Annotated in this window: 20 protein-coding genes and 2 pseudogenes; 11 read left to right on the forward strand and 11 right to left on the reverse strand. The window is 64.8% G+C overall.

Going from position 1 to position 23,267, the window contains the following annotated elements:
* Positions 1–115: 115 nt before the first annotated feature.
* Positions 116–966, reverse strand: a pseudogene (locus N4264_RS25795) (23S rRNA (adenine(2030)-N(6))-methyltransferase RlmJ).
* A gap of 199 nt (positions 967–1,165) precedes the next feature.
* Here N4264_RS25795 and N4264_RS07960 point away from each other — a divergent pair.
* From N4264_RS07960 to N4264_RS07970, 3 genes are all read left to right on the forward strand, one after another.
* Positions 1,166–2,986, forward strand: coding sequence for a DUF885 domain-containing protein (locus N4264_RS07960; RefSeq protein ID WP_261696522.1), 1,821 nt, complete (start codon positions 1,166–1,168; stop codon positions 2,984–2,986).
* 131 nt (positions 2,987–3,117) lie between these two features.
* The gene (locus N4264_RS07965; RefSeq protein ID WP_261696523.1) at positions 3,118–3,714 is read left to right on the forward strand and encodes a GNAT family N-acetyltransferase; all 597 of its coding nucleotides are present in this window, start codon (positions 3,118–3,120) and stop codon (positions 3,712–3,714) included.
* A 2-nt stretch (positions 3,715–3,716) separates the two neighbouring features.
* Positions 3,717–4,640 (forward strand): carbon-nitrogen hydrolase family protein, encoded by a 924-nt coding sequence (locus N4264_RS07970; protein ID WP_261697593.1) that lies wholly within the window; start codon positions 3,717–3,719, stop codon positions 4,638–4,640.
* Here N4264_RS07970 and N4264_RS07975 read toward each other — a convergent pair.
* On the reverse strand, positions 4,605–5,162 hold the full coding sequence (locus N4264_RS07975; RefSeq protein WP_261696524.1) for a phosphatase PAP2 family protein: 558 nt from the start codon (positions 5,160–5,162) through the stop codon (positions 4,605–4,607). The two genes, N4264_RS07970 and N4264_RS07975, sit on opposite strands and share 36 nt — an antisense overlap.
* Positions 5,159–6,285 (reverse strand): annotated as a pseudogene (locus tag N4264_RS07980) (glycosyltransferase family 4 protein). The gene N4264_RS07975 and the pseudogene N4264_RS07980 overlap by 4 nt, the downstream one beginning before the upstream one ends.
* 142 nt (positions 6,286–6,427) lie before the next feature.
* Between N4264_RS07980 and N4264_RS07985 the strand changes: the two are divergent.
* The 4 genes from N4264_RS07985 to phoU all read left to right on the forward strand — a co-directional run bounded on the left by N4264_RS07985 (position 6,428) and on the right by phoU (position 10,496).
* Positions 6,428–7,513, forward strand: coding sequence for an ABC transporter permease subunit (locus N4264_RS07985; RefSeq protein ID WP_261696526.1), 1,086 nt, complete (start codon positions 6,428–6,430; stop codon positions 7,511–7,513).
* An 83-nt stretch (positions 7,514–7,596) separates the two neighbouring features.
* A complete protein-coding gene (gene pstA, locus N4264_RS07990; RefSeq protein WP_261696527.1) occupies positions 7,597–8,853 on the forward strand; it encodes a phosphate ABC transporter permease PstA in 1,257 nt (418 codons plus the stop codon).
* Positions 8,850–9,677: a phosphate ABC transporter ATP-binding protein PstB gene (pstB, locus tag N4264_RS07995; protein ID WP_261696528.1), complete on the forward strand. Its 828-nt coding sequence runs from the start codon at positions 8,850–8,852 to the stop codon at positions 9,675–9,677. Before pstA ends, pstB begins: the two co-directional genes overlap by 4 nt.
* A gap of 102 nt (positions 9,678–9,779) precedes the next feature.
* Positions 9,780–10,496 (forward strand): phosphate signaling complex protein PhoU, encoded by a 717-nt coding sequence (gene phoU, locus N4264_RS08000; protein WP_261696529.1) that lies wholly within the window; start codon positions 9,780–9,782, stop codon positions 10,494–10,496.
* 854 nt (positions 10,497–11,350) lie between these two features.
* On the opposite strand, the gene N4264_RS08005 is transcribed toward phoU, so the two are convergent.
* From N4264_RS08005 to N4264_RS08015, 3 genes are all read right to left on the reverse strand, one after another.
* Positions 11,351–12,334 carry an IS5 family transposase gene (locus N4264_RS08005; RefSeq protein WP_261692799.1) on the reverse strand — a complete coding sequence of 328 codons (984 nt, stop codon included), beginning with the start codon at positions 12,332–12,334 and terminating at the stop codon, positions 11,351–11,353.
* A gap of 258 nt (positions 12,335–12,592) precedes the next feature.
* On the reverse strand, positions 12,593–13,687 hold the full coding sequence (locus tag N4264_RS08010; protein WP_261696530.1) for a hypothetical protein: 1,095 nt from the start codon (positions 13,685–13,687) through the stop codon (positions 12,593–12,595).
* Between the two features lie 193 nt (positions 13,688–13,880).
* A complete protein-coding gene (locus N4264_RS08015) occupies positions 13,881–15,647 on the reverse strand; it encodes an ABCB family ABC transporter ATP-binding protein/permease (RefSeq protein WP_261696531.1) in 1,767 nt (588 codons plus the stop codon).
* 139 nt (positions 15,648–15,786) lie between these two features.
* Here N4264_RS08015 and N4264_RS08020 point away from each other — a divergent pair, with 139 nt between their 5' ends.
* Positions 15,787–16,230, forward strand: a complete 444-nt coding sequence (locus N4264_RS08020; protein WP_261696532.1) for a DUF4399 domain-containing protein — start codon at positions 15,787–15,789, stop codon at positions 16,228–16,230.
* On the opposite strand, the gene N4264_RS08025 is transcribed toward N4264_RS08020, so the two are convergent.
* From N4264_RS08025 to N4264_RS08045, 5 genes are read right to left on the reverse strand one after another with little or no spacing between them, the layout of a single operon-like run.
* Complete coding sequence (locus N4264_RS08025; RefSeq protein ID WP_261696533.1) at positions 16,223–16,732, reverse strand: hypothetical protein; 510 nt, start codon at positions 16,730–16,732, stop codon at positions 16,223–16,225. The two genes, N4264_RS08020 and N4264_RS08025, sit on opposite strands and share 8 nt — an antisense overlap.
* A gap of 57 nt (positions 16,733–16,789) precedes the next feature.
* Positions 16,790–17,077, reverse strand: coding sequence for a cell division topological specificity factor MinE (gene minE, locus N4264_RS08030; RefSeq protein WP_261696534.1), 288 nt, complete (start codon positions 17,075–17,077; stop codon positions 16,790–16,792).
* 2 nt (positions 17,078–17,079) lie between these two features.
* Entirely contained in the window at positions 17,080–17,892 is an 813-nt protein-coding gene (gene minD / locus N4264_RS08035) for a septum site-determining protein MinD (protein WP_261696535.1), read from the reverse strand.
* A gap of 36 nt (positions 17,893–17,928) precedes the next feature.
* Positions 17,929–18,687: a septum site-determining protein MinC gene (minC, locus tag N4264_RS08040; RefSeq protein ID WP_261696536.1), complete on the reverse strand. Its 759-nt coding sequence runs from the start codon at positions 18,685–18,687 to the stop codon at positions 17,929–17,931.
* A gap of 17 nt (positions 18,688–18,704) precedes the next feature.
* The gene (locus N4264_RS08045; RefSeq protein WP_261696537.1) at positions 18,705–19,319 is read right to left on the reverse strand and encodes a GNAT family N-acetyltransferase; all 615 of its coding nucleotides are present in this window, start codon (positions 19,317–19,319) and stop codon (positions 18,705–18,707) included.
* A 335-nt stretch (positions 19,320–19,654) separates the two neighbouring features.
* On the opposite strand from N4264_RS08045, the gene N4264_RS08050 reads away from it, so the two are divergent.
* The 3 genes from N4264_RS08050 to N4264_RS08060 all read left to right on the forward strand — a co-directional run bounded on the left by N4264_RS08050 (position 19,655) and on the right by N4264_RS08060 (position 23,060).
* On the forward strand, positions 19,655–20,821 hold the full coding sequence (locus N4264_RS08050) for a sensor histidine kinase (RefSeq protein WP_261696538.1): 1,167 nt from the start codon (positions 19,655–19,657) through the stop codon (positions 20,819–20,821).
* The gene (locus N4264_RS08055; protein ID WP_261696539.1) at positions 20,818–21,459 is read left to right on the forward strand and encodes a response regulator; all 642 of its coding nucleotides are present in this window, start codon (positions 20,818–20,820) and stop codon (positions 21,457–21,459) included. Before N4264_RS08050 ends, N4264_RS08055 begins: the two co-directional genes overlap by 4 nt.
* Before the next feature lie 380 nt (positions 21,460–21,839).
* On the forward strand, positions 21,840–23,060 hold the full coding sequence (locus tag N4264_RS08060) for an SRPBCC family protein (RefSeq protein ID WP_261696540.1): 1,221 nt from the start codon (positions 21,840–21,842) through the stop codon (positions 23,058–23,060).
* Positions 23,061–23,267: the final 207 nt, after the last annotated feature.

Here is a 23,267-nt window from a genome sequence, read left to right on the forward strand (position 1 = left end):
TATCTGGTCTGCGTGGCCGATGTCGGCAGTGTCCGACAATGAATGTTGCGGGGATGTCGACCGATCCACGGCCGGAGCGCGAAACCGTTCGCGTTTCGCGCCGCGTGCGCCGGACTCAATCACCCACCAGCCATTCCAGGCTGTGCTGTCCAAAGCGGCCCTGTGCGAGATGATGCGCCAGCACGGGCAGGATTTCCTCGAGCAGACGGTCGAATTTCCAGGGCGTGTTGAGAATCACCATGCCTGTCCCGTTCAGGCGCAGCGATGAGTTGTCCGGGTGGATCAGAAGCTGCGCCGCCAGGACCTTGCGCCAGCCGCTTTCCTTCAGCCAGCGGTGAAAGGGCACGATGCTCTGGCGCAACTTGATCGGATACCAGATCGCGTAAACGCCGGTCGGCCAGCGGGCCTGGGCGACGGTGAGTGCCTCTTCAATGGCGCGGAACTCGCCCTCCTGGGCTTCGAAGGGGGGATCGATCAGCACCAGTCCCCGCTTCTCCCTGGGCGGCAGCAGGCCCTTGAGCGCCTCGTAACCGTCGCGCTGGTGCACGGCCATGCGCGAGTCGCCGCGAAAGACCTCGCGCAGCCGGCTCGCTTCATCGGGCTGCAATTCGCACAGCTGGGCGCGGTCACTGTCGCGCATCAGCAGGCTGGCCAGCAGGGGGAACCGGGATAGACCGCCAGGTCGTGCGCCGGGCGGTGCGAATTCATCGCGCGGACGAGGTTGAGATAGACATGCAGCGCACTCGGCAGGCGCGCGGCGTCGAGCAGGCGCAGGATGCCGTCGGCGTGTTCGCGGGTCTTGAGGGCGTCTTCGCCGTGGAGGTCGTAGCGTCCGCTGCCGGCGTGGGTGTCGATGTAGCAGAACGGCGCCTGCTTCTGCTTGAGCGATTCGAGCAGGGCGACGAGGACGCAATGCTTGAGCACATCGGCGAAGTTGCCGGCGTGAAAGGCGTGCCGATAGTTCATCCTTGCTCTCCCTGGCGACCTTGCTACCGCGCCAGTATATGCGGCCGGCAATCGGTTGCCAGGGACGCGTGTCTCCGGGGGGCAGGGCAGGCCGGGTGCCGAAGACGCCGCCTCTTCCGGGCCCGGTGTGACTTTCGGCACCTCCGGTATGCGCCAGACGTGCGACAGTTCGCCTTTCGTGAGCGTTGCCGGGGGTCGCATGAAGCGGTTGCTGAAAGTGTTGTTGTGGACATTCGTGGTGTTCGTCGTCGCCATCGGCGGCCTGTTCGTGCATGTCTGGTACTTCAAACCGGCGCGCATTGACTGGTTCTACGGCCGGGTGTTCGCGAAGTTCGCGGTGCGCAATCCGGAAATGCTCTCCAGCATGCGCGTGCTGCCACCCTGGGCGGACTTCTACAGCGACGACTTCGCCGACGCCTCCCTGGCGGAAGAAAAGCGCGCGATGGATCTGCTCAAGGAAAGCCTCGCCACGCTCAAGAGCTACGACCGCGAGAGCCTGACGTCGGACGGCAAGCTTTCCTACGACGTGCTGGAATATTTCCTGCGCATCCAGGTCGAGGGCGAGGCGTTCGCCGGTTATGAGTTCCCGGTAAACCAGATGCAGGGCATCCAGAGCGCCCTGGCTGACTTCATGACCGACCAGCACCCCGTCGCGAGCGAATCCGAGGCCAGGGACTACGTCACGCGCCTCACCAAGTTCCCCCTGAAGTTCGACCAGGTGATTGAAGGGCTGGCGCTGCGCGAGCAGAAGGCCGTGATCCCGCCGCGCTTCACCGTCGAGAAAGTGTTGACCCAGATGCGCGGCTTCATCGAGAAGCCGGCGAAGGAAAACACCCTCTACACGACGTTCAAGGACAAGCTGGACAAGATTCCCGCCGAAGCCATGTCCACGGCGACGCGTGAAGAACTGCTGGGCCAGGTGGAAAAGGCCATCCAGGACAGCGTCTTCCCGGCCTACCGCAAGATGATCGCCCACTACGAAGGCGTGCTGCCCAAGGCCGAGGGCAACTACGGCGCCTGGCACCTTCCCAATGGCGAGGCCTATTACGCCTGGTGCGTCCGCCAGCACACCACGACCACGATGACCCCGGACGAGATCCACCAGATTGGCCTGTCGGAAGTGGCGCGCATCAGCGGCGAGATGAATGCGATCCTGGTGGACCGTGGCATGTCGGAGGGCACCATCGGTGATCGCGTGCGGATGCTGACCAACGCGCCCGAACAGCTGTTCCCGAATACGCCCGAAGGCAAGCAGGAACTGCTGGCCCACTTCCAGGCCATCATCGACGATATCAACGGCAAGCTGGACAGCGCTTTCGATGTGCGTCCGAAGCTGGGTGTGGAGGTCAAGCCGGTTCCCGAGTACGCCCAGGCCACCGCGCCGGGTGCGTACTACCAGCCGGGCTCGTTTGATGGCTCGCGTCCGGGCCAGTTCTACGCCAATCTGCGCAATGTGGCGGAAATGCCAAAGTTTACGATGCGCACACTGGCGTACCACGAAGCCATCCCGGGGCATCACTTCCAGATCGCCATCGCGCAGGAACTGCAGGGCGTTCCCTTCTTCCGTCGCGTGCTGCCCTTTACGGCGTACTCGGAAGGCTGGGCGCTGTACACCGAACGCCTTGCCTACGAGATGGGCTTCCACAAAGACCCACTGGACAACCTCGGCCGCCTGCGCGACGAGATGATGCGCGCGGTGCGCCTGGTGGTCGACACGGGTATCCACTCCAAGCAGTGGACGCGTGAACAGGCGATTGCCTACATGCTGGAGAACACCGGCATGGTCGAGACCGACGTCGTTGCTGAAATCGAGCGCTACTTCGTCATGCCGGGCCAGGCGCTGGGTTACAAGGTCGGCATGATCAAGATGCTCGACCTGCGCGAGAAGGCCAGGAAGGAGCTGGGCGAGAAGTTCGACATCAAGCAGTTCCACAACCAGGTGCTGACGCACGGGGCATTGCCGATGGTCCTGCTCGAGCGCGTGATCGACGACTGGATCGCCGCCACCAAGAAGGCCTGACGGACTGCGCAAGGGCGATATCGCCGCTTTTGCCACACCAGGACCGCCAAACGCTGGCTGCGCCAGCGTCTGGCGGCCGCGGCCGGGAGCGTGACCTCCTGTCGCGGCATGCAGACCGCTATCATCCGCGCATGCAGATCCAGACCTTTACCGGCAACGCGGTTGCCCGGCATCTTGATGCGGTCGCGGCCATGCGCATCGCCGTCTTCCGCGATTGGCCCTACTGCTACGACGGCGATGTCGCCTACGAAGCCCAGTATCTGGCCACCTATGCGCAATCGCCCGAAAGCCTGTTCGTTCTCGTTTTCGACGGCGATGCCGTCGTGGGTGCGTCCACCGCCCTGCCACTGGCGGACGAAACCGAGACATTCCAGCGACCATTCCGCGAGAAGGGCATCGCACCGGGCGATGTTTTCTATTTCGGGGAATCGGTACTGCTGCCGGCATACCGGGGGCGTGGGCTGGGCCACACGTTTTTCGACCGCCGCGAAGGATGGGCGCACGAGCTGGGCCGCTTCCGCCAGTCCGCTTTCTGCGCGGTTGAACGGCGTCCCGACGACCCGCGCCGTCCGCCCGACTATCGTGGCAATGAACTGTTCTGGCGCAAGCGCGGCTATGTTCCCCAGGACGACCTGTTCTGCGAGCTGGAGTGGCGCGAAGTTGGCCAGCCGGAGCCTATGCCGCACGCGCTGCGCTTCTGGCTGCACGATCTGCGGAGCGAGCGCTGATGCTGCGCCTGGCCCTGGCGCAATGGCCGGTCGGCCAGCCCGCCTCGCTGGACGACTTTGCCAGTCGCCTGCGCGGCGCCCTGGGCGAGGCGGCGCAGGCGGGTGCTCACATGGCAGTGTTTCCCGAATATCTTTCGCTGGAACTGGCGGCGATTTTCGAGCCGGCGGTCCGGGCGGATTTTGTGCGCTCGATCGAGGCGCTGCAGGCGTATCACGGCGCGTGGCTCGCCTTGTTCGATACGCTGGCCCGGGAATACGCAATGACCGTTCTGTCGGGAACGTTTCTGCTTCGCCAGGGCAACGGCCGCTACCGCAATCGCGCCTGCCTGCACCTGCCGGATGGGCAGCGTTTCACGCAGGACAAACTCACCTTGACCGGCTTCGAGCGTGCCTGCGGCGTGATCGAGGCGGGAGACGCCTTGCACGTGTTCGATACGGCGCATGGCCGTATCGGCGTTGCCATCTGCTACGACAGCGAGTTTCCCTTGTATGCCCGGGCCCTGCGTGAAGCCGGCGTGCGGCTGTTGCTGGTGCCCAGCTGCACCGACACCCCGGCGGGCGCGACGCGCGTGCGCGTCGGCTGCCAGGCGCGCGCGCTGGAAAACCAGTTTTTCGTGGCGCAGTCGGTAACAGCGGGCGCGGCGGACTGGAGTCCGGCGCTGGATACCAACACGGGGTATGCCGCCTTGTATGCGCCAAGCGACCGCGGGCTGCCCGCGGACGGCGTCGTGGCGCGGGGTGATGGTGGCACAACCTGGGCGATGGCCGACGTCGATTTCGCGGCACTGGACGAGACGCTGAAAAATGGACAAGTAGCCAATGTCGCTGACTGGGATTTCCAGTGCCGGCCGTGCGTCACGGTCGCGCGCGTGGCGTGCGTGGCCCCGTCGTCAGGCGAACAGGCTGACGCCGGGAATCAGCCATAGCGACAGACTGGCCAGCACGGTGCCGATGATCGCCGCCGCGAGCACGTCACTGGGAAAGTGCAGTCCCAGCACCACGCGCGAGGTGGCCACCAGCAGGGTGAAGGGCAGCAGGACGCCGGCGGTGCCGGGGAAGTAGGCGCAGGCGATCAGCGTGAACGTCACGGCGTGCAAGGTGTGGCCGGATGGGAAGCTGAATTCGTCCAGCGGCGGCACGCGCGCGATGATGCCTTCGTGGGCGCGGAACGGGCGAGGGCGACGGGTCTTGCGCTTGAGCGTACGGTACAGCAGTAGCGCGGCAAGGCTCGTTGCCGCCATGTGCAGCGCCGCCTGGAGGCCGCGTGATCCGCCGAACGCAGCGAACAGTGCCATCGTCACGTACCAGATGGCGCCGTCACCGGCACGGCTGATGAGGCCGAAGAAGCGCGCAATGGAGTCACGCGAGCCCCAGCGATTGGCGGCCAGGCACAGTCGCCATTCGCCGCTGCGTATTTCCAGGTGGTTCCAGCGCTCCAGAGCGTTCATGCGGATCTCCCCAGGGAGGCAAGCGTGCGGGCGAAGTGGTCGGTGACGGATTGGGGATTGAGCGGAAGCATTGCCCGGCGCGCGGCGCTGGCGACCCGGTGCCGAAGCGGCGCATCGTCGGCCAGCTGTGCGACCGCATCGATAAACGCCGCCTCATCACCGCGCGCGATGCGAAAACCATTCTCGCCGTGGAGAATGTGTTCGCGGGCGGCGCCGTAGTCGAAGGCGACGGTCGACACGCCGCTGGCCATTGCCTCCAGCGTCACGTTGCCAAAGGTTTCGCTCAAGCTGGCGAACGGGAAAATGTCGCCGATGGAGAAGTAGCGCGCCAGCTCGTCGCCGCGCCGCGCGCCGACGAAGACGAAGTCGGGATTCGCCGTGGCCACTGCATCCCGCGCGGGCCCGTCGCCTACCCAGACGTAGCGCGCCCTGGGATGGCGTTGCTGGATCTGGCGGAAGGCGCGAATGCCCAGCGCCAGGTTTTTCTCCGGTGCAATCCGCCCGACATAGATCACACACAGATCGGCGGGGTCCAGCCCCAGCTCACGGCGCAGTGATTCCTCACGCCGGGCCGGCGCGAAAAGGCGGGTATCCACGGCGCGGCGCAGCAGGCGCACGTCGCCGAAACCCTGCGCCTGCAGGTAGTCGCGCAGTTCGACGGTCGGCACCAGAGTCGTCGCGGCGTGCCGGTGAAAATGACGCAGCCAGGCGAATACCAGTGGCGTGAGAAAGCCAATGCCGTAGTACCGCGCAAAGTCGTCGAAACGGGTGTGAAAACCCGTGCTGGCGGCAATGCCCAGGCGCCGTGCCGCGCGCAATGCCGAATGACCCAGCGGGCCTTCGGTGGCCACGTAGATGGCATCCGGGCGCTGGAGGGACCATAGCCTCTCCAACCGCCGGCGGGCGGGCAAGCCGAAGCGCAGGCCGGGATAGCGGGGGATGCCGGCGCCACGGACCTGGACGTCCTCGGAAACGCCCGTGGCGACGCCGGCGTCTTTCTGGCGGGGACGAATCAACTGCACCGGATGCCCGCTGCCGTCCAGACCCTGGGCCAGGGCCTGCACGGTCAGCGCGACGCCGTTGATCTCGGGGGGTAGGTTTCCGTGACGATCGCGATTCGCATGCGTCGGCTCCTCGCCCGACATGCTGGCGACGGCAGGTTGCGGCGCGGTTGCCCGGCGATGAAGGGGCGATGACAGCCGTACAGGGCACATCGGCCCGGAGGGCTGTAATAGGATTGTCACAATTCCCCCTAGCTTGCGCCGATGCCCGTACCTGCCGTTGAATCTGCAGCGCCTTCGCCTGGCCAGGTCTTCCGGGCACAGCTGGCACGGCGCCTGCGGCGGGAGCGCTGGACCAACGGCGTGATCCGTTGCGCCGCGGTGGCTGTGCTGGCAGCCGTGGCCGGGATTCCGACCTTCCTGCTGGTGGATGCCGGTGTGTCGTCGGCTTCGTGGGCCGCCCTGCGTCCCGTGTTCGTCGGCAGTCTCAAGGCGGCGTTTGCCGCGATGGTGGTCGCCCTGCCACTGGGTTTGTTCGCGGCGGCCTGGTGCGCGCGGTTCGCGTCACCTGCCACACGTGCCTGGCTCAAGCCCGTATTTGAACTGATTGAAGCCGTCCCCGCGGTGGTGCTCGGCCTGGTTGCCAGCGTCACCGTAGCGCCGTGGCTGGCGCGCCATGTCGTGTCGGTGGCCGCATTCGCCGCTCTGCTGCCCGTCGCGCTCGGCGCCGTGGGGCTGGCCTGGCCATCGGCGCCGGCCGGCTGGCGACGAAGAGCGACCGGGTACGAACCGTGGCTGTGCGTACCGGTCATCGCCGGCGTGGCCCTGGCGGCGTGGCTCATTGGCAGTGGTATTACACATGCACTGGGCGTTGGTGAGCCGGCGACGCCGTGGAATCTGTTGCTGGTGGGCATCGTTCTGGGACTGGCGGTGATGCCGATGCTCTTCACGCTGGCGGAAGATGCCCTTTTTGCCGTTCCGGCACACCTCACGGACGGTGCGCTCGCCCTGGGGGCTTCGCGCTGGCAGGCCCTGGTGCGCCTGGTAGTGCCGGCGGCGGCTCCCGGCCTGTTCGCGGCGGTGTTGTTGTGCCTGAGCCGCGCGCTCGGTGAAACCATGATTGTACTGATGGCCAGCGGCAATACGCCGGACGCCACCGGCAATCCGTTTGTCGGCTTGCGCGCCATCTCGGCAAACCTGGCCCTGGAGGCGCCCGAGGCGGTGCCTGGCAGCGCGCACTATCGCCTGCTTCTGACGTCCGCGTTGCTGCTTTTTGTACTGTGCTTCATTCTCAATTCCGTTGCAGATGCCGTGCGTGTCCGTCTGCGCCGACGGCTGGCGGGCCTGTGAGCGGAACGGAGCGGCCCGTTCAACGGTTGCGGACACGCTGGCGCGACGCGGCAGGTGAGTGGTGGCTCGCTGGTGCGACAGCCATGGCGTTCGTCCTGCTGGCGCTGCTGCTGGTGATTCTTTGCCGCCAGGCTTTCGGCGGTTTTCGGGTGCTGCCGATCACCGAGCTGGCCTATCAGGTGGACGGCGTGCGTGACACCCGGCTTTTCGTGATCGTGGCGGAGTCGGCCGACTACCTGGTCGTGCGCGGCAGCGAGGTCCATCGCCGGGGCGGTGCGTACCAGCGTATTGCCGTCCGCAATGTCCTCAGCCGCACTGAGCCGGCGAATGCGATCAGCATCCTGCTGCGCGATGGTCGCGAGCTGGTCGGCCGCGGCGACGATGCGGCCATCCGCGCGTTACCGGAAACCCGGTCCCTGCGTATCGACGATGGCGGGACGGCGTTCGACATTGCCGGCCGGGATATTGTCGAAGTGCTGGCGCCAAACCGGCTCGGCGTCGTGGCGCGCTGGCGCGTCAGCCTCGGGCGCATCGCCGCATTCCTGTCCGGCAGTGGCATGGCGATGCACACCGACAGCCTGTTTCCGGCGCTTATCGGCACGGTCGTGCTGGTGATTCTGATGAGCATCATCGTCATGCCGCTGGGCGTACTGGTCGCCGTGTGGCTCAACGAACATTCGGGAACGGGGCTCGTGGTGCGACTGCTGCGCTCGGCGGTGGCCAACCTGGCCGGCATTCCGGCCGTGGTCTACGGGCTGTTCGGGCTCGCCCTCTTCGTGCACACGTTGGGCAGTGGCATTGACCGGCTCCTGTTCGCCGACGCGCTGCCGCGCGCCACCTTTGGTACCGGCGGATTGTTGTGGTCGGCGGTGACCCTGGCGCTGCTGACGCTGCCAGTGGTCATCATCGCCACCGAGGAAGGCTTGTCGCGCGTGCCGCGTCGGCTCTACCTGGGGGCGCTGGCATTGGGTGCGACCCGCAGCGAAGCGCTCTGGCGCGTCGTCCTCCCGGTAGCGCGGCCCGCCTTGTTGACGGGGTTCGTCCTTGCCGTCGCGCGGGCGGCGGGCGAAGTGGCGCCGCTGATGCTCGTGGGCGTGGTCAAATATGCGCCCTCGCTGCCGATCGACGGCGAGTTTCCTTACCTGCATCCGGCACGGCAATTCATGCACCTTGGGTATACCGTCTACGATCGCGCAATGGCCGGGAGTGACCCGATCCGCTCGCCGGGGCAGGCCTATGCCGCGGCACTGCTGCTGGTGATCGTCGTTATCGGCTTGAACCTCACGGCCATCCTGGTGCGCAACCGCCTGCGCGAGCGCGGCCGGCGGTTGTCCTCATGAACGTCGCCGCGCTGCCGGTTGCGCCGATGACGACCGATGCCATGCCGGGCGGCCTGCTCGATGCGATCGAATGTGCCATCCAGACACGGGGGCTGCGCCTGCACTATGGTGATGTGCCCGCGCTCGACGGCGTCGACCTGGACGTTCCGCGGCATCGCGTGACGGCGCTGATCGGGCCGTCCGGCTGCGGCAAGTCCAGCTTGCTGCGCTGCTTCAACCGGCTCAACGACGAGATTGCCGAGTGCCGTGTCGAGGGCCAGGTGCGCGTACTGGACGTGGACGCCTACGCCCCGGACGTCGTCCTGCCGGACCTGCGCCGACGCGTCGGCATGGTGTTCCAGCGGCCCAATCCGTTCCCCATGCCGGTGCTCGAAAACGTCGCCTTTGGCCTGCGCCTGGCGGGAATTCGTTCGCGTTCGGAGATCGAGGCACGGGTGGAGGCGGCATTGCGCGCCGCGGCCCTCTGGGAAGAAGTGCGCGACCGCCTGGAGCGCAGCGCGCTGGAGCTTTCCGCCGGGCAGCAGCAGCGCCTGGTCATCGCCCGGGCGATTGCGGTCGAGCCGGAAGTCCTCTTGATGGACGAGCCGGCGTCGATGCTCGATCCGATCTCCACGCTCAAGTTCGAGGAGCTGCTGGTCACGCTGCGTGCGCATTACACCGTGCTGCTGGTTACGCACAACATGCAGCAGGCAGCGCGCGTGGCCGACTACACGGCCTACATGCACGGCGGGCGTATACTGGAGTTCGATGCCACCGAGCGGCTGTTCACCAATCCGCGCCTGCGCCAGACCGAGGACTACATCACCGGCAAGTTCCTCGCCTGACGCCCGGTACGGCCGACCGCCACTTTCCTTCGCTCGGTTTCGAAAAGTCGAAATCTGGACGAAGTACTCTTCCGCGAATCCCGACACCTCTACCTGCACACCATGGATCGCCTTCACCTGAGCCAGCACATATCCCAGCAATTCAATGCCGAGCTGGCGGCGTTGACCCGCCAGGTGCTGGCCATGGGCGGACTGGTGGAATCGCAGCTTGCCACGGCGCTGGAAGCCCTGGCCGAGCGCGACGCGCGGCGCACCGCCGACGTGATTGCGCGGGAAGAGGCAGTCAATGCCTCGGAACTGGAAATCGACGCGCGTTGCACGCAGATCCTCGCGCGGCGCCAGCCGGCTGCATCGGATTTGCGCCTGGTCCTTGCCTGCGTGCGCATGGTGACCAACCTCGAACGCATCGGGGACGAGGCCGAGCGCATCGCCAAACTGTCGGAGAAGCTCGGCAGCATCGATCTGGGCGAACGCTACACGATGAAACTGGCCGAGATGGGCAGCCTGGTCCGCGACCAGCTGCGCGGCACACTCGACACCTTCGCCCGCATGGATGAAGACCGTGCGCTGGAACGCCTGCGTCGCGACCGCGAAGTGGACGTGCTCTACAAGGAAGTCTCCGCGATGCTGGTCGATCTGATGCAACGCCAGTCCGACCGTGTTCCCGCCGCGCTGGATCTGCTGTGGTGTGCCCGCGCCCTCGAGCGCATCGGCGACCGCTGCAAGAACCTGTGCGAGCAGGTGATCTATCTGGTGCGCGGCAAGGACGTGCGCCATACCGGGCTTTCGAGGACGAGCGGAGATGCTGGCAAGGGCTAGATGTTCCGCGAGTGCGGGATATCCATGGCTACAAGTATATCTGTGAATTTGTGCGATCCGCCGATGGCCTGATATCGCCAATTCCTGCGGCTTATCCTGTCAATTCGTGTGCCGCGGTCTTTTGGACTGGATTTCGAGATTCCTCCTGCTGCCGTGCGCGCCCCGTCCACGCGATGTTGCGTCCACTGCGTACCGACCGGATGTGCCATAAATCCGTTCGAGTTGGCACGGCGACCCCACTATTCTCCGCGCCCTTTGCCGATTCGCCCTGTCTGTGCGCGTGCGACACCGTACGTGCGTACTGACCTTGTGCGTGCGAACGGATGGTGATCATCGGGCGTGACCATCAGGTTCAAGGATCCCTATGCCTATACCTTCAATGCTGGGCAGTCGTTCGCTTCTTGCAGATACGAGCAGCAGGGCGCGATCACGGAGCACTACTCGTATGCGCGCTTAGCGGGTGCATTGATGGTGAGGGGCGTTCCTATCCAGAGCTACGAGAACATGATCTTCAACGCGATCACGAACATTTGCCGGAGTCCGTGACATGGAAAGCAGACCCGCAGTTGCACTGGTACCGGCGTTGACAGCGCTGGTTCTTGCCGCGGCCGCAGATGGGAATTCCATTCGGATGCCGCTTAGCGCCGTTATGGGCGCTCCATGCCGGGACGAAAGAGCCTCAGCCAGTGAGCTGCTTTGGATACGGCGAGGAGGCTGGCGAGTTAGGGAAAGTCTGAACAAGCCTCGAAAACTGCTTGTCTGAAGACTCGGTCGCATGCCGGTGGTGATGAAAATCGGTTCAGAGCGAACGAGATTGCTTTGCAAAGGCTGCAAATAGCAGCCTTTTTAACGCGCTATGCCACCTTCGGACGCAACTCGCCCGTCATCGCCAGCAATCGCTTTCGCGCCATCCACAGATTCGATAGCGCGAACAGCGTCAGGATCTGCGCCGTGTTCTTCGCCAGTCCCTTGAAGCGCACCTTCACGTAGCCGAACTGACGCTTCACGACACGGAACGGGTGCTCCACGCGCGCGCGAATACTCGCCTTGCGCTTCTCCGCTTTCTCGATCGCACGCTTCTGGCGTCCTTCCGGCATTGCCTTCACGCTGCTGCGTCGACGAGCAATCTGCCAGTCCAATCCTCGGCGCGACGAATGCTTGTCCGCGCCCGTGTAACCGGCATCGGCATAGACCACGCTTTCCTTGCCGTGCAGCAGATACTCCGCTTCATTCACATCCGCTTCGTTCGCTGCGGTTGTCGTCACCGTGTGCACCAGTCCGGAGTCGACATCCACGCCAATGTGCGCCTTCATGCCGAAGAACCACTCATTCCCCTTCTTCGTCTGATGCATCTCCGGATCTCGTTCACCTCCGGCGTTCTTCGTCGAGCTCGGTGCTGCGATGATCGTGGCGTCCACCATCGTTCCGCGCTTGAGCATCAGCCCTTTGCGCGACAGATAGCCGTTCACTCGAGCCAGAATCTCGGCACCCAGCTCGTAGGTTTCCAGCAACCTCCGGAAATTGAGAATCGTCGTCTCGTCCGGGATCGGCTTCGTCAACGATAGGCTCGCGAACTGGCGCATCGACGCGATCTCGTACAGCGCTTCTTCCATCGCCGGGTCGCTCAGCCCGAACCAGTTCTGCATCAGATGAATCTTCAGCATCACCTTCAGCGGATACGGTCGCCGCCCATTGCCAGCCTTCGGATACACCGGCTCGATCAAGTTCAGCAGGATCGTCCAGGGAATAACCTGCTCCATCTCTGCCAGAAACACCTCGCGGCGGGTCCGTTTGCGCTTGCTCGCATACTCGGAGTCGCCGAAGCTCATCTGGTCCATGCGCGTGCCTTTGTGTGGGAGGGTACTATCTCAACACAATCGGGTCGGACTTGTTCAGACCTTCCTTAGATGTCACGACCGAGCCGGCAGATCTTGAAGTGGGGCCCATCTACCGCCTCGCTGTGATGGCTTCTGGAAAACGCAATAGTTAGAAAAGTTGCAAAGTGCGGTGACGCTGAAGGGTCGGTGCAATAGCGGTAACAATGTCGGGCGTGCCAGGTGGCGCGCTCGACAACTCAGGATGTTTTGCACTATCCATTACCGCCCGAACGGGTTCCTCAACCGCGCTACCCCACCCTTTATGGCATCGACTTCACCCGGCTTGGCCCGGTCGTGGTCGACAAAGCCGACGGCGTAGTAGGCGTTGACGTAGTCGATGACGTCCGGGAGCGGGGCGCCGCTGCCGTCGGAGATTTCCTCCAGCGTGGCGAAATCTTTCAGCATGAAGGTGCCGATGCGGAAATGCTTGGTGAACTCGCGTTCGCTCTGCGGATAGCGCGTGAGTTTGTAGCGCGCGCCGCGTTCCAGCGAGGGCAGCAGTTCGCCCTTGGAGCGAACGACCGTGTAGTACCAGAGCAGGCGCGTGTACGGCTGCGCCGTGGCGGAGCCCTTGGCGGACTGGAATTCGCCGGGGCTGAGCTCTTGCCAGTCGCCCGGCTTCAAGGCGCGCGAACAGTGGGGTAGCAGGGCGCGCAGCGTGGTCGCACTGCTGTACCAGGTCTGGCTGGCGGGGTCGAGGATCAGGTCCGGTGCGTCCGGGCTGGTGATGCGCGTGGGGCCGTTGATCAGGGCTCCGGTGATCAGGTCGACCAGGGTGACCTCACGCGAGGGAGCAGGCGCAGGCGCGGGTGCTGCCACCGGCGCCGGTGCAGGACGCGCAGCCGGCGGGGGCGGTGTCGGACGCGGTTCCGCAGCGACAGGGCGGGGCGGCTGGCGGTCGAAGCGGGCGCGCCCGTTGTCACCGTCCGACGGCGGCGAGTATTCACTGGCATATTGGTGCTCGGCCGGTGCCGGTACCGGCGCAGCGGGCTCGGCCGCTCCGGGCACCCCGTGCGTGTAGTGCATCAACAGCTGGGTGACGCCTTCCAGTGTGAGCGGGCGCGGCAGGATCAGATCCGATTCCCGCGCGGACTCCCGTTCGGTGTAGGCGGCGGTACGCTTGCCGGCGCCGCTGGCCTTGAGCCACGCCATGTGGCCGAAAACCGAGTCCACCTCGACGACGACCAGTTCGGCGTCCGTCTCCGAGACCATGTCCCAGCGTTGGCGCAGGCGGGTAGCCGCCGTGCCGAGCAGGTTGCGGAACTCGATCTCTTCTGCCTGGCTGGCACCGACGAGGGCAATTTTGTTCGCCATGCTGGGTCCCCTAAGCTGGCCCGCAAGAATCGGGCCGCACTAATGGCGTTGATGTTGCACGCATTGTCGCGAACGCTGCCGGTGCGTCAACAGCCCAAAGGCCCGGTCGTTTGTTACGACGCGTGGCAAAGGCCGGATGGGCGCCCGGCTTTCGCCGGAATTTCCCGAGGTGGTGTGCACGCGCGCAGCGGTCTCAGCTGCCCGCTTCCCGTTGCTGCATCGCCCAGAGCGCCGCGTAGCGGCCGCCAGCCTCGAGCAGGCGGGCATGCGTACCGCGCTCGACGACCTTGCCTTGTTCCAGTACGAGGATCTCGTCGGCCTCGACGATGGTCGATAGCCGGTGGGCGATGACGAGGGTGGTGCGATGCCGCGCGATATCCGCCAGTTCAGCCTGGATGATCTTCTCGGTGCGGGTGTCCAGCGCGCTGGTGGCCTCGTCGAACACCAGCAGGTGCGGATCCTTGAGCAAGGTGCGTGCGATGGCCACTCGCTGTTTCTCGCCGCCCGAGAGCTTCAGGCCCCGTTCGCCGACCATGCTGTCGTAACCCTGCGGCAGGGACACGATGAAATCATGGATATGCGCCGAACGGGCAGCCGCGATCACGGCTTCGCGGTCGGCATCCGGGCGGCCATAGGCGATGTTGTAGTAGATCGTGTCGTTGAATAGCACCGTGTCCTGCGGAACGATGCCGATTGCCGCGCGCAGCGAATCCTGGGTGACTTCGCGGATGTCCTGGCCGTCGATCGTGATGCGGCCGCCGGTGACATCGTAGAAGCGGTAGAGCAGGCGTGCCAGCGTCGACTTGCCGGCGCCGGTGGTGCCGACCACGGCAAGGGTCTTGCCCGCCGGGATGGTGAAGTCGACATCGCGCAGGATGGGCCGCGCCGCGTCGTAGTGGAAATCAACGTGCTCGAAGCGCAGGGTTGCGCCATCGACGCGCAGTGCCGGTGCGTCGGGCGCATCGCGTACTTCCTGGGGTTCGTCGAGCAGGGCGTACATGCGCTGGATATTGGTCAACGCCTGCTTGACCTCGCGATACACCATGCCGAGGTAGTTGAGGGGAATCGAGAGCTGGATCAGGAACGCATTGACCAGGACCAGGTCTCCCAGTGCCATGCGCCCTTCGGTGACGCCGACCGCGGCGCGCCACAGCAGCAGGGTCAGTCCGATCGCCACGATGCCGGCCTGGCCCACGTTGAGCACGGCGAGGGTCTTGAGGCTCTTGACTGTGGCATTTTCCAGTTTTATCAGGCTGGCATCGAAGCGGTGCTGCTCGTGCGTCTCGTTGTTGAAGTACTTGACCGTCTCGTAGTTGAGCAGCGAGTCGACATTGCGCGCATTGGCCTCGGTGTCCGCCTCGTTGGCAGCCCGGTAGTAACGCAGGCGCCACTCGGTCACGGTGAACGTGAAAGCGACATACGCCACCAGCGTACCCAGCGTGATCACGGTAAAGCTGGAGTCGTAGCGGAAGATCAGGATAAAGCTGACGACCACGATCTCGAACAGCGTGGGCAGGATGGTGTAGAGGGTCCAGTCGAGCAGGTCTGCGATCGCCGACATGCCGCGTTCCAGATCGCGCGCCACGCCACCCGTCTTGCGATCGAGATGGAAGCGCAGACTGAGGGCGTGGAGATGGCGGAAGACCTGCAATGTGATCATGCGCGAGGTGCGCGCCATCACCCGCGCGAAGATGATCTGGCGCAGCTCCTGGAACAGCGATGACGACAGGCGCAGGGCGCCGTAAGCCACCAGGGGTACCAGCGGCAACAGCAACAGCGAGGGCGCGACATCCAGCCGGTCGATCAGCTCTTTCAGGGTGAGCGGTACGGCGATCGTCGCGAGTTTTGCCGTGACCAGGAAGGCCACGGCCAGCAGCACCCGGCCGCGGTAGTGCCACACCTGGGGGAGCATCAGCCGGAGGGTGGCGATGATGGAGCGGTCTTCGCGGGGCGCGTTCATGGGGGGATCGTAGCGGGCAAAGCGGGCACATGGGGGCAGATATGCGGCGGACAAGAAATCCGCCGCACCCGACTTTCGTCAAAGCCCATCCGACGGCAAAGGCGTATGATCCGGTCATTTCGTCACGGAGGAACGCCCCATGCTACGTGCAATGATCCTGGCTGCCGGCCTCGCCACCGGCGGCCTCGCGCTGGCCGAAGACGCCACTGCGCCGGGCCTGCCGCCGCGCACCAAGGCGCCGGCCAATGTGGAGCTTTACATCATTTCACCCAAGGATGGCGAAGTTGTCGGCAAGGAATTCACCGTCCGCTTCGGTCTGAAAGGCATGGGCGTCGCGCCGGCCGGCGTCGCCAAGGAAAACACGGGACACCATCATCTGCTCATCGACGTGGCGACGTCGCCACCGATGAACCTCCCGCTGCCGAACGATGACCATCATCGCCATTTCGGCGGCGGGCAGACCGAAACCACCGTGACCTTGCCGCCCGGCAAGCACACGTTGCAACTGATGCTGGGTGACGCCTTGCACATCCCGTTTGATCCGCCGATCCAGTCGCCGAAGATTACGGTCGAGGTCAAATAGTCGCGCGGCCGTTGGCGTCGAGGAGGCCGCGTTGCAGCAGCCAGGCCCGCGCGTCCTCGGCGTCCTGCTCGAACCAGGCGCGAGTGGAGCCGAGGCGATAGGTATAGCCCCAGGCATCCATGTCGTGCATCAGCTGCAGGCTGCCGACCCCGGGTATGGCCTCGGCCAGCACGATCTGCAGGTAGCAGGTAGCGTCCTCCTCGGCGACCGAATCGGTGGCGTCGGTATGGACAAGGGCGCGCCGTTCCGGCGGCAGGACGAGCAGGTGACAGGCTTCATGCAGCAAGGAATGCACGGGCGTATCAGCGCGGGCATAGACATCGGTGCCGATGATGCCGGCTTCCGGTTCACCCCAGAAGGATCCGGGAATCGCCGCCCCGTCCGCGACGGCGTGCAGGCGCAGTCCGCCGCGGTCGAGCAGTTGGCGTAGCGCGTCGAAGCAGACGTCGCCGACCCGGGTGACGACCGGCTCGGCGATGACGGTGGCAGCGGTGGAATTCATGGAAGTGGCGGTCCTCCGGAGGACCATCAGGCCCTCCGGAGGCAGCAGTGCGCGGAATCAGGCTTCGCTGGGCGCCGGCGCCGCGGCGGCGCCACCCTTTTCGGGCAGCGTCACGGTCAGTTCCAGCACTTCGTGGTCGCCCTCACGCTCGACGTGGATGTCGACGGCGTCCTGGTCGACATTCACGTACTTGCGGATGACTTCCAGCAGCTCGCGACGCAACAGCGGCAGATAGTCAGGGCTGCCACGGGCGCTGCGTTCCTGCGCCACGATGATGCGAAGCCGTTCCTTGGCGATGGTGGCGGTCTGCTTGGGCCGGGCGCGAAGGAAATCGAACAGGCCCATGCTCAGCTCCCGAACAGTCGCGACAGAATGCCTTTCTTGGGCGCGTCGAGGAATCGCATCGGCCGGTTCTCGCCGAGCAGGCGCATGACGGCATCGTCGTAGGCCAGCCCTGCGGTGGACGATTCATCCAGGATGACCGGCACGCCCGCGTTCGATGCGGCCAGCACGCCTTCGGATTCCGGGATCACGCCGAGCACTTCGATGCCGAGGATTTCTTTTACGTCATCGATGCTCATCATGTCGCCGCTGACGACACGCGCCGGGTTGTAGCGCGTCAGCAGCAGGTGCTGTACGACCGGCGTGCCGCCGCTCTCGGCGCGGCGCGTCTTGGATGACAGTAACCCCAGGATGCGGTCGGAGTCGCGTACCGACGACACTTCCGGATTGACCACGACGATGGCCCGGTCGGCGAAATACATGGCGAGAAAGGCGCCTTTCTCGATGCCTGCGGGTGAATCGCAGAGGACAAAGTCGAAACCGTCCTCCTTGAGTTCGTTGAGGACTCGTTCGACACCTTCCTTGGTCAGCGCGTCCTTGTCGCGAGTCTGCGAGGCCGCCAGGACGTGTAGGTTCTCATAGCGCTTGTCCTTGATCAGCGCCTGCTTGAGGGTGCATTCCTGGTGGATGACGTTGACGAAGTCGTACACGACACGCCGCTCGCAACCCATGATGAGATCGAGGTTGCGCAGGCCTACGTCGAAGTCGATGACCGCGACCTTCTTGCCGTGTTTGGCCAGGCCGACGGCGACCGATGCGCTCGACGTGGTCTTGCCGACTCCGCCCTTGCCGGAGGTGACGACGATGAATTCAGTCAAGATAACTCTCCACTTGGCTCTTTATAACTTCGTCCACTATTGGCCGAGCCTGGCCAGTAGCAGCTTCTCCCCCTCCAGCCAGGCCTGCACGGGTTTGCCGCGCAGATCGGCCGGAATGTCTTCGAATACACGGTAATGGCCGGCGATGGAAATCAGCTCGGCCTGGAAATCCTGGCAGAAGATCCGTGCGGACGTATCGCCCTGGGCACCGGCCAGCGCCTTGCCGCGCAGCGCGGAATACACATGCACGGAACCGTCGGCAATGACCTCGGCGCCGTTGCCGACCACGGCGTTGATGACGAGGTCGGTGCCGCGCGCGTAGATCTGCTGGCCCGAACGCACCGGCAGCGCCTGGTAGAGGCTGGCCGGGCCGCGCTGGGGCGCGGGCGCTGGTGTAGCGGCAGGGGCGGGCGCCGGGCGCGGCGCCTCTACGGCTGGCGCGCGGTCTCGTGGGGCCTCGACCGGCTCATAGGCGGCGCGGAACTTGGCAAAGAGTGGAAGATCCAGCGTGCGCGCGAGCGCTTCGTTTTCGCTGGTTCCGTAGGCCAGGCCTACCGGGAGCATGCCGCTCGCACGGATCGTACCGAGCGTTTCGCGGACCGTGGCCGGATCGGGCAGGGTGGCCAGGTGGCTGAGGTCCAGCACGACGGGTGCGCGCGCAAACAGCTGCGGCGCGCTGCTCACCTTCTGGGCGAGCTCCTGCGCCAGGGTATCCAGGTCCAGCGATTTCAATCGAAGATTGGCGATGCCGACCTGGCCGAATTTCAGTTCGCCGACCGGCTCGAGGTTTTGCATCACGCGCGCCATCCAGGTCAGTGCCCGCTGGCGGCGCGAAGGGACGTGCGGCTGCCGTTGCGGACGCGCTCGACCAGCCAGGGTTGATTGGGAAGCTGCCCCATGGGGCCCAGTAGATAGGTATCGCGCACGAATGTGAAGCTCGGGAGGTCCTTGGCCAACAGGCTGACGCGCTTGCCGAGGCCGGGCATGATCTGCTGCCCGACTTCGTGGAAGCCGTAGGTACCGTGGAACAATACCGAGACATCGTCACGCGGTTCGAGGAACACTTCGCAGGCCAGCACCGGAACGCGCACTTCGGCGTAGCTCGTGGCGTCGGAATAGAAGATGCGACCCAGGCCAAGCCCGCGGTAGGGTTTGGCGATGACGATACGGTCGATGTACAGGAACGCCGGATAGCGCTCGCGGAACCACAGATAGTTCGGGCTCTCGTAATCGGCATTGCCCCGCAGCGCGATCAGGAAGCCGGCGATGTGGCCGTCCACCTCGGCGACACGGAAGTAATCCGCATTGTCAAAAAACCAGCGGACTTTCGTGGAGTCCAGCGGAAGGATCGTCGGGCCGGCGGCGTTGTTCAATGCAAGGACGGAATCCAGCTCGTGCTCACGCACGTCGCGGATGGCGATGGCCATTCGGTGCTCCAGCGTTTGGGCGGGCCGACCCGTCGGCGGCCCACGATTGATGGATTATCGCATGCATGCATACCCGAGGCCATGACGCGGCGCGGCAGCCGGCGGGCGAAACACGGGCGGCGGGCGGATCGCAGGGGCTGCGGCGTCATGGCCGAATGGCCGGTGTGGACGTGGCTCGTCATCTAATGCTTAAAAAAAGTTATCCGGGGGCATGGGGCGTGCCTGCGGCAGTCACTGCCGCCGGGTGCCGCAGGCCCGGCCTGTGCGCCCGGCCGCACCCGCCAATTACTAACTGCAGGGTTGCCGCCACGGCCGTGCGGCCTATGATCTCTCTCATGCCTATCGCCCAGATCAACCACATCCGTCTGCTGCGTTACGCCGGATTGTTCACCTACCTCTGCGTCGGCATTCCGTGGTTGAGCTACGGGTCGCTCCTGGCCGAGATGGAACAGCAGCAGCGCTCGCCAGCCTATCTGTACGCGTGGCTGGGCTGCTATTTGCTGTTCGGGGTTGTCTTCTGGGTGCTGACTCATCGACTGGGCAGCGGCCGGTTCTCGCGCCTGAAAGCCTTTCTCCTCGCGGTCCTGGTCGCATCGGCGGTCAGCATCGGCTGGTTCAGCCAGACGGGTCTGGTGGCCTTGCTGCTGGTCGTGGTGGCGGTCCTGCTGCCCTGGCTGCTGCCGCTCAAGGTGGCGATGGTGTGGATGGTCTTGCAGAACTACTCCCTGGTGCCGGTGTTTGCCAGCTTTCCCGGCTGGACGCTCGGCCAGGCCATTCTTCAGTCAAGCATGTACCTGGGGCTGTCGGTACTGACGTTTTTCACCTCCGTCATCGCCAAGCAGCAGGCGGAGGCCCGCGACGAACAGCGCCGGCTCAATTCGGAACTGCGTGCCACCCGGGCCCTCCTGGCGGAATCGAGCCGGATCTCGGAGCGCCTGCGGATCGCACGCGAGTTGCATGACCTGGTCGGTCACCATCTCACGGCGTTGAGCCTCAACCTGGAGGTGGCCAGCCACCTGGTGCAGCAGCCGGCGCAGGAGCATGTGCGCAAGGCGCAGTCCGTCGCGAAACTGCTGCTCAGCGACGTGCGCGAAGTCGTCAGCCAGATGCGCGACGACGACAGCATCGATCTGACCCAGGCTCTGCAGACCCTGATCGAAGGCGTGCCGCAGCTGGAAATCAAACTCGAATTGCCACCGCGATTCAGTGTCGAAGATCCGCACCGCGCCCATGTGCTGCTGCGCTGTGCACAGGAGATCATCACCAATACCGTTCGCCATGCCGGCGCCCGCACGCTATGGTTGCGCTTTGAGCACGGCAACGGGGAAGTCGTCATTCACGCCAGCGATGACGGTCGCGGCAGCGATGGCCTCAAGCAAGGGAACGGCCTGACCGGCATGCGCGAACGCCTCGCGCAGTTCGGTGGCCGGCTGGATATTAGAACCGCCAAGGATCGCGGATTCGCCCTCGATGCCTGGCTGCCACTGGAGACGACGACATGATTTCCGTACTGCTGGTGGACGATCAGACACTGGTGCGCCAGGGCATCCGAAGCCTGCTGGAGCTCTCTGACGACATCCGCGTGATTGCCGAGGCATCTGACGGTGCGCAGGCCGTCGAACTGATTCCGCAGAAGAAGCCCGACGTGGTGTTGCTGGACCTGCGCATGCCGGGCATGAGCGGGATTGACGTCCTCAACACGCTGTCGCAATCAAACCTGTTGCCGCCAACGATCATCCTCACCACTTTTGACGATGACCAGCTTGTCCTGGCAGGCCTGAAGGCGGGGGCGCGTGGTTACCTTCTCAAGGATGTCTCCCTCGACCAGCTGGTGGATGCCGTCAAGACGGTGGCCGGCGGCGGCTCGCTGGTTGCACCGGTGGTAACCCAGCGCCTGCTGACGGGCCTGGAACGCATGCACAACGAATTCGTCAGCCTGGACCGCCCGGATCCACTGACCGAACGCGAAACCGAGATCCTGCGCCTGATGGCAGGCGGCTACAGCAACAAGGAAATCGCCAACTCCCTGGGGGTTGCCGAAGGCACGGTGAAAAATCACGTGTCGAACATCCTGTCCAAGCTCGGCGTCCGGGACCGCACGCGCGCCGTCCTGAAGGCCTTCGAACTGGGCATCGTCTGACACGTGCCATACCGGGGCGACAAGCTCCGGATCGGGGCCGCGCGACCAAAGTCGGCGTTGCCGGTCTTGCGCAACCGCGTGCACTCCCGGGAGACCGGTTTCGTTCCGTTGCAGCTGCGTCGGCAATAACCGTTTCCCGGTCAATGCCTTGGCGGAAATTCCCGATTTTTTTGCTGCGACTGCAGCACGGATATTCCGCCTTGTTCTGCCTCCCTTCAGGTGATAGCCATCGCAAGCGGGAGCGGATACCATGCGCGACTCGGCGTCGTCCTACCCGCCGCGCTGGCGTGCGCGTGCAGGGCTCCGCCTCATTCTTTTAAGCCCTTGGCGGCAGCGGCCTTGTGGCCGGTATAGCGGAAGTAGTCCTGGAGACATCTGGAATGACGCGTATTCTTGAGTTCATCGTCGCCGCGGTCATCGTGTTTGTTGCGGCGGTCGTTTTTGGCCTGACGCTGCCGTCTCACGGCTATATCGAGCGGTCGATCGACGTCAGCCACAACATCCGCCACATCAATGATGTGCTGAGCAACTTCCGCAAATTCCCGGAGTGGGGCTCGCTGCGACTGTTCGATCCGAAGACGCAGTTCACACTGGAAGGCCCGGATTTCGGCGTCGGCGCCAAACTGGCGTTCAAGAGCAGCGAGCCGAGCGTCGGTGACGGTTCCTATGAAGTGGCCGAGATCGAACAGGACTCCAAGATCGTCTGGACGGTGAACAACCGCTGGAAGGGCGAGAACAAGAAGTTCACCATCCGGCTCGAGCCGGCCAAGAGTGGCCGCCTGACGAAGATCGTCTGGTCGTTCGACGTCGACTACGGCATGGACCTGGTCGCGCGTTACTCGGGCCTCTACCTGCACGGCGAGCCGGCGACGCAGATCCAGGCCAACCTGGTGAGCCTGCAGTCGCAGCTGGCGGCCATTCCGAACGTCGACTACACGCAGACCGAAATCTTCATCGCCGACGTGCCGGCGCAGCCGGCGCTCGTGGTCGCCACCCAGGCGCCGCGTTCGCTGGACGAAGTCGCCGCCGCCACCGGCAAGGCGCTCGAAGAAATCCGCGCCTTCATGAAGAAGAACAACATCAATGCGGCCGGCCCGTACTCGATCATCACGACCGAGTGGGGTGAAGAGAACTATGTCTTTGAAGTGTCCCAGCCGATCGACAAGTCCGAGCTGGTACTCGAAGGTGCGCCGCGTCCGATCGTACCGGCCGTCGTGCAGCCGTCCGCCACGGATGACGAAGCCGCGCCGGCCGAACTCAAGCCGGGCATGCTCGACCGCAAGGGTAACCTGGTGGTCACGCCGACCCTGCGCGCCCGCCAGACCTACGGCGGCAAGGCCCTGGTGACGACCTGGATCGGCAGCCCCGCCGGCCTGCCGCTGATGCGCCTTGCCCTCAAGGCCTACGGCATGTCGCGTGGCTATCACTTCAATGATTCGATCAACCGCTACTACGACACGATGATCACCGACCCGGCAACCGTCGCCGACGACGAGCAGCAGTTCAAGGTCTACCTGCCGATCTCCGACCAGGTCATGGCCAACGAACCGGCTGCGGCTCCGGCGGCGCCCGCCGCCGAGCCGGCTGCTGCCGGCGGTTGACACTGACCACGGACGACCTGTCCGCGATTGCGACAAACCCCCGCCCCGCGGGGGTTTGTCGTTTTTGGCGACGGACAATTGCAGCGCCGTCTGGCCATCGGCAGCCCTGGGCAGGTCCCGTGCGCGGGTCGGCGGCGCGGACGTGTCCGGTATGCGCAAATCCGTTGCCGCGTGCGGGAACTTTTCCACGCCTTTGCGGTACATTCC

The organism is Tahibacter amnicola (assembly GCF_025398735.1).
GTDB lineage: Bacteria > Pseudomonadota > Gammaproteobacteria > Xanthomonadales > Rhodanobacteraceae > Tahibacter > Tahibacter amnicola.

Coding starts and splice junctions, on each gene's coding strand:
- N4264_RS07960 (WP_261696522.1), top strand. CDS start 1,166: ATGAAGCGGTTGCTGAAAGTGTTGTTGTGGACATTCGTGGTGTTCGTC.
- N4264_RS07965 (WP_261696523.1), top strand. CDS start 3,118: ATGCAGATCCAGACCTTTACCGGCAACGCGGTTGCCCGGCATCTTGAT.
- N4264_RS07975 (WP_261696524.1), bottom strand. CDS start 5,162: ATGAACGCTCTGGAGCGCTGGAACCACCTGGAAATACGCAGCGGCGAA.
- N4264_RS07985 (WP_261696526.1), top strand. CDS start 6,428: ATGCCCGTACCTGCCGTTGAATCTGCAGCGCCTTCGCCTGGCCAGGTC.
- pstA (WP_261696527.1), top strand. CDS start 7,597: ATGGCGTTCGTCCTGCTGGCGCTGCTGCTGGTGATTCTTTGCCGCCAG.
- pstB (WP_261696528.1), top strand. CDS start 8,850: ATGAACGTCGCCGCGCTGCCGGTTGCGCCGATGACGACCGATGCCATG.
- phoU (WP_261696529.1), top strand. CDS start 9,780: ATGGATCGCCTTCACCTGAGCCAGCACATATCCCAGCAATTCAATGCC.
- N4264_RS08005 (WP_261692799.1), bottom strand. CDS start 12,334: ATGGACCAGATGAGCTTCGGCGACTCCGAGTATGCGAGCAAGCGCAAA.
- N4264_RS08010 (WP_261696530.1), bottom strand. CDS start 13,687: ATGGCGAACAAAATTGCCCTCGTCGGTGCCAGCCAGGCAGAAGAGATC.
- N4264_RS08015 (WP_261696531.1), bottom strand. CDS start 15,647: ATGAACGCGCCCCGCGAAGACCGCTCCATCATCGCCACCCTCCGGCTG.
- N4264_RS08020 (WP_261696532.1), top strand. CDS start 15,787: ATGCTACGTGCAATGATCCTGGCTGCCGGCCTCGCCACCGGCGGCCTC.
- N4264_RS08025 (WP_261696533.1), bottom strand. CDS start 16,732: ATGAATTCCACCGCTGCCACCGTCATCGCCGAGCCGGTCGTCACCCGG.
- minE (WP_261696534.1), bottom strand. CDS start 17,077: ATGGGCCTGTTCGATTTCCTTCGCGCCCGGCCCAAGCAGACCGCCACC.
- minC (WP_261696536.1), bottom strand. CDS start 18,687: ATGCAAAACCTCGAGCCGGTCGGCGAACTGAAATTCGGCCAGGTCGGC.
- N4264_RS08045 (WP_261696537.1), bottom strand. CDS start 19,319: ATGGCCATCGCCATCCGCGACGTGCGTGAGCACGAGCTGGATTCCGTC.
- N4264_RS08050 (WP_261696538.1), top strand. CDS start 19,655: ATGCCTATCGCCCAGATCAACCACATCCGTCTGCTGCGTTACGCCGGA.
- N4264_RS08055 (WP_261696539.1), top strand. CDS start 20,818: ATGATTTCCGTACTGCTGGTGGACGATCAGACACTGGTGCGCCAGGGC.
- N4264_RS08060 (WP_261696540.1), top strand. CDS start 21,840: ATGACGCGTATTCTTGAGTTCATCGTCGCCGCGGTCATCGTGTTTGTT.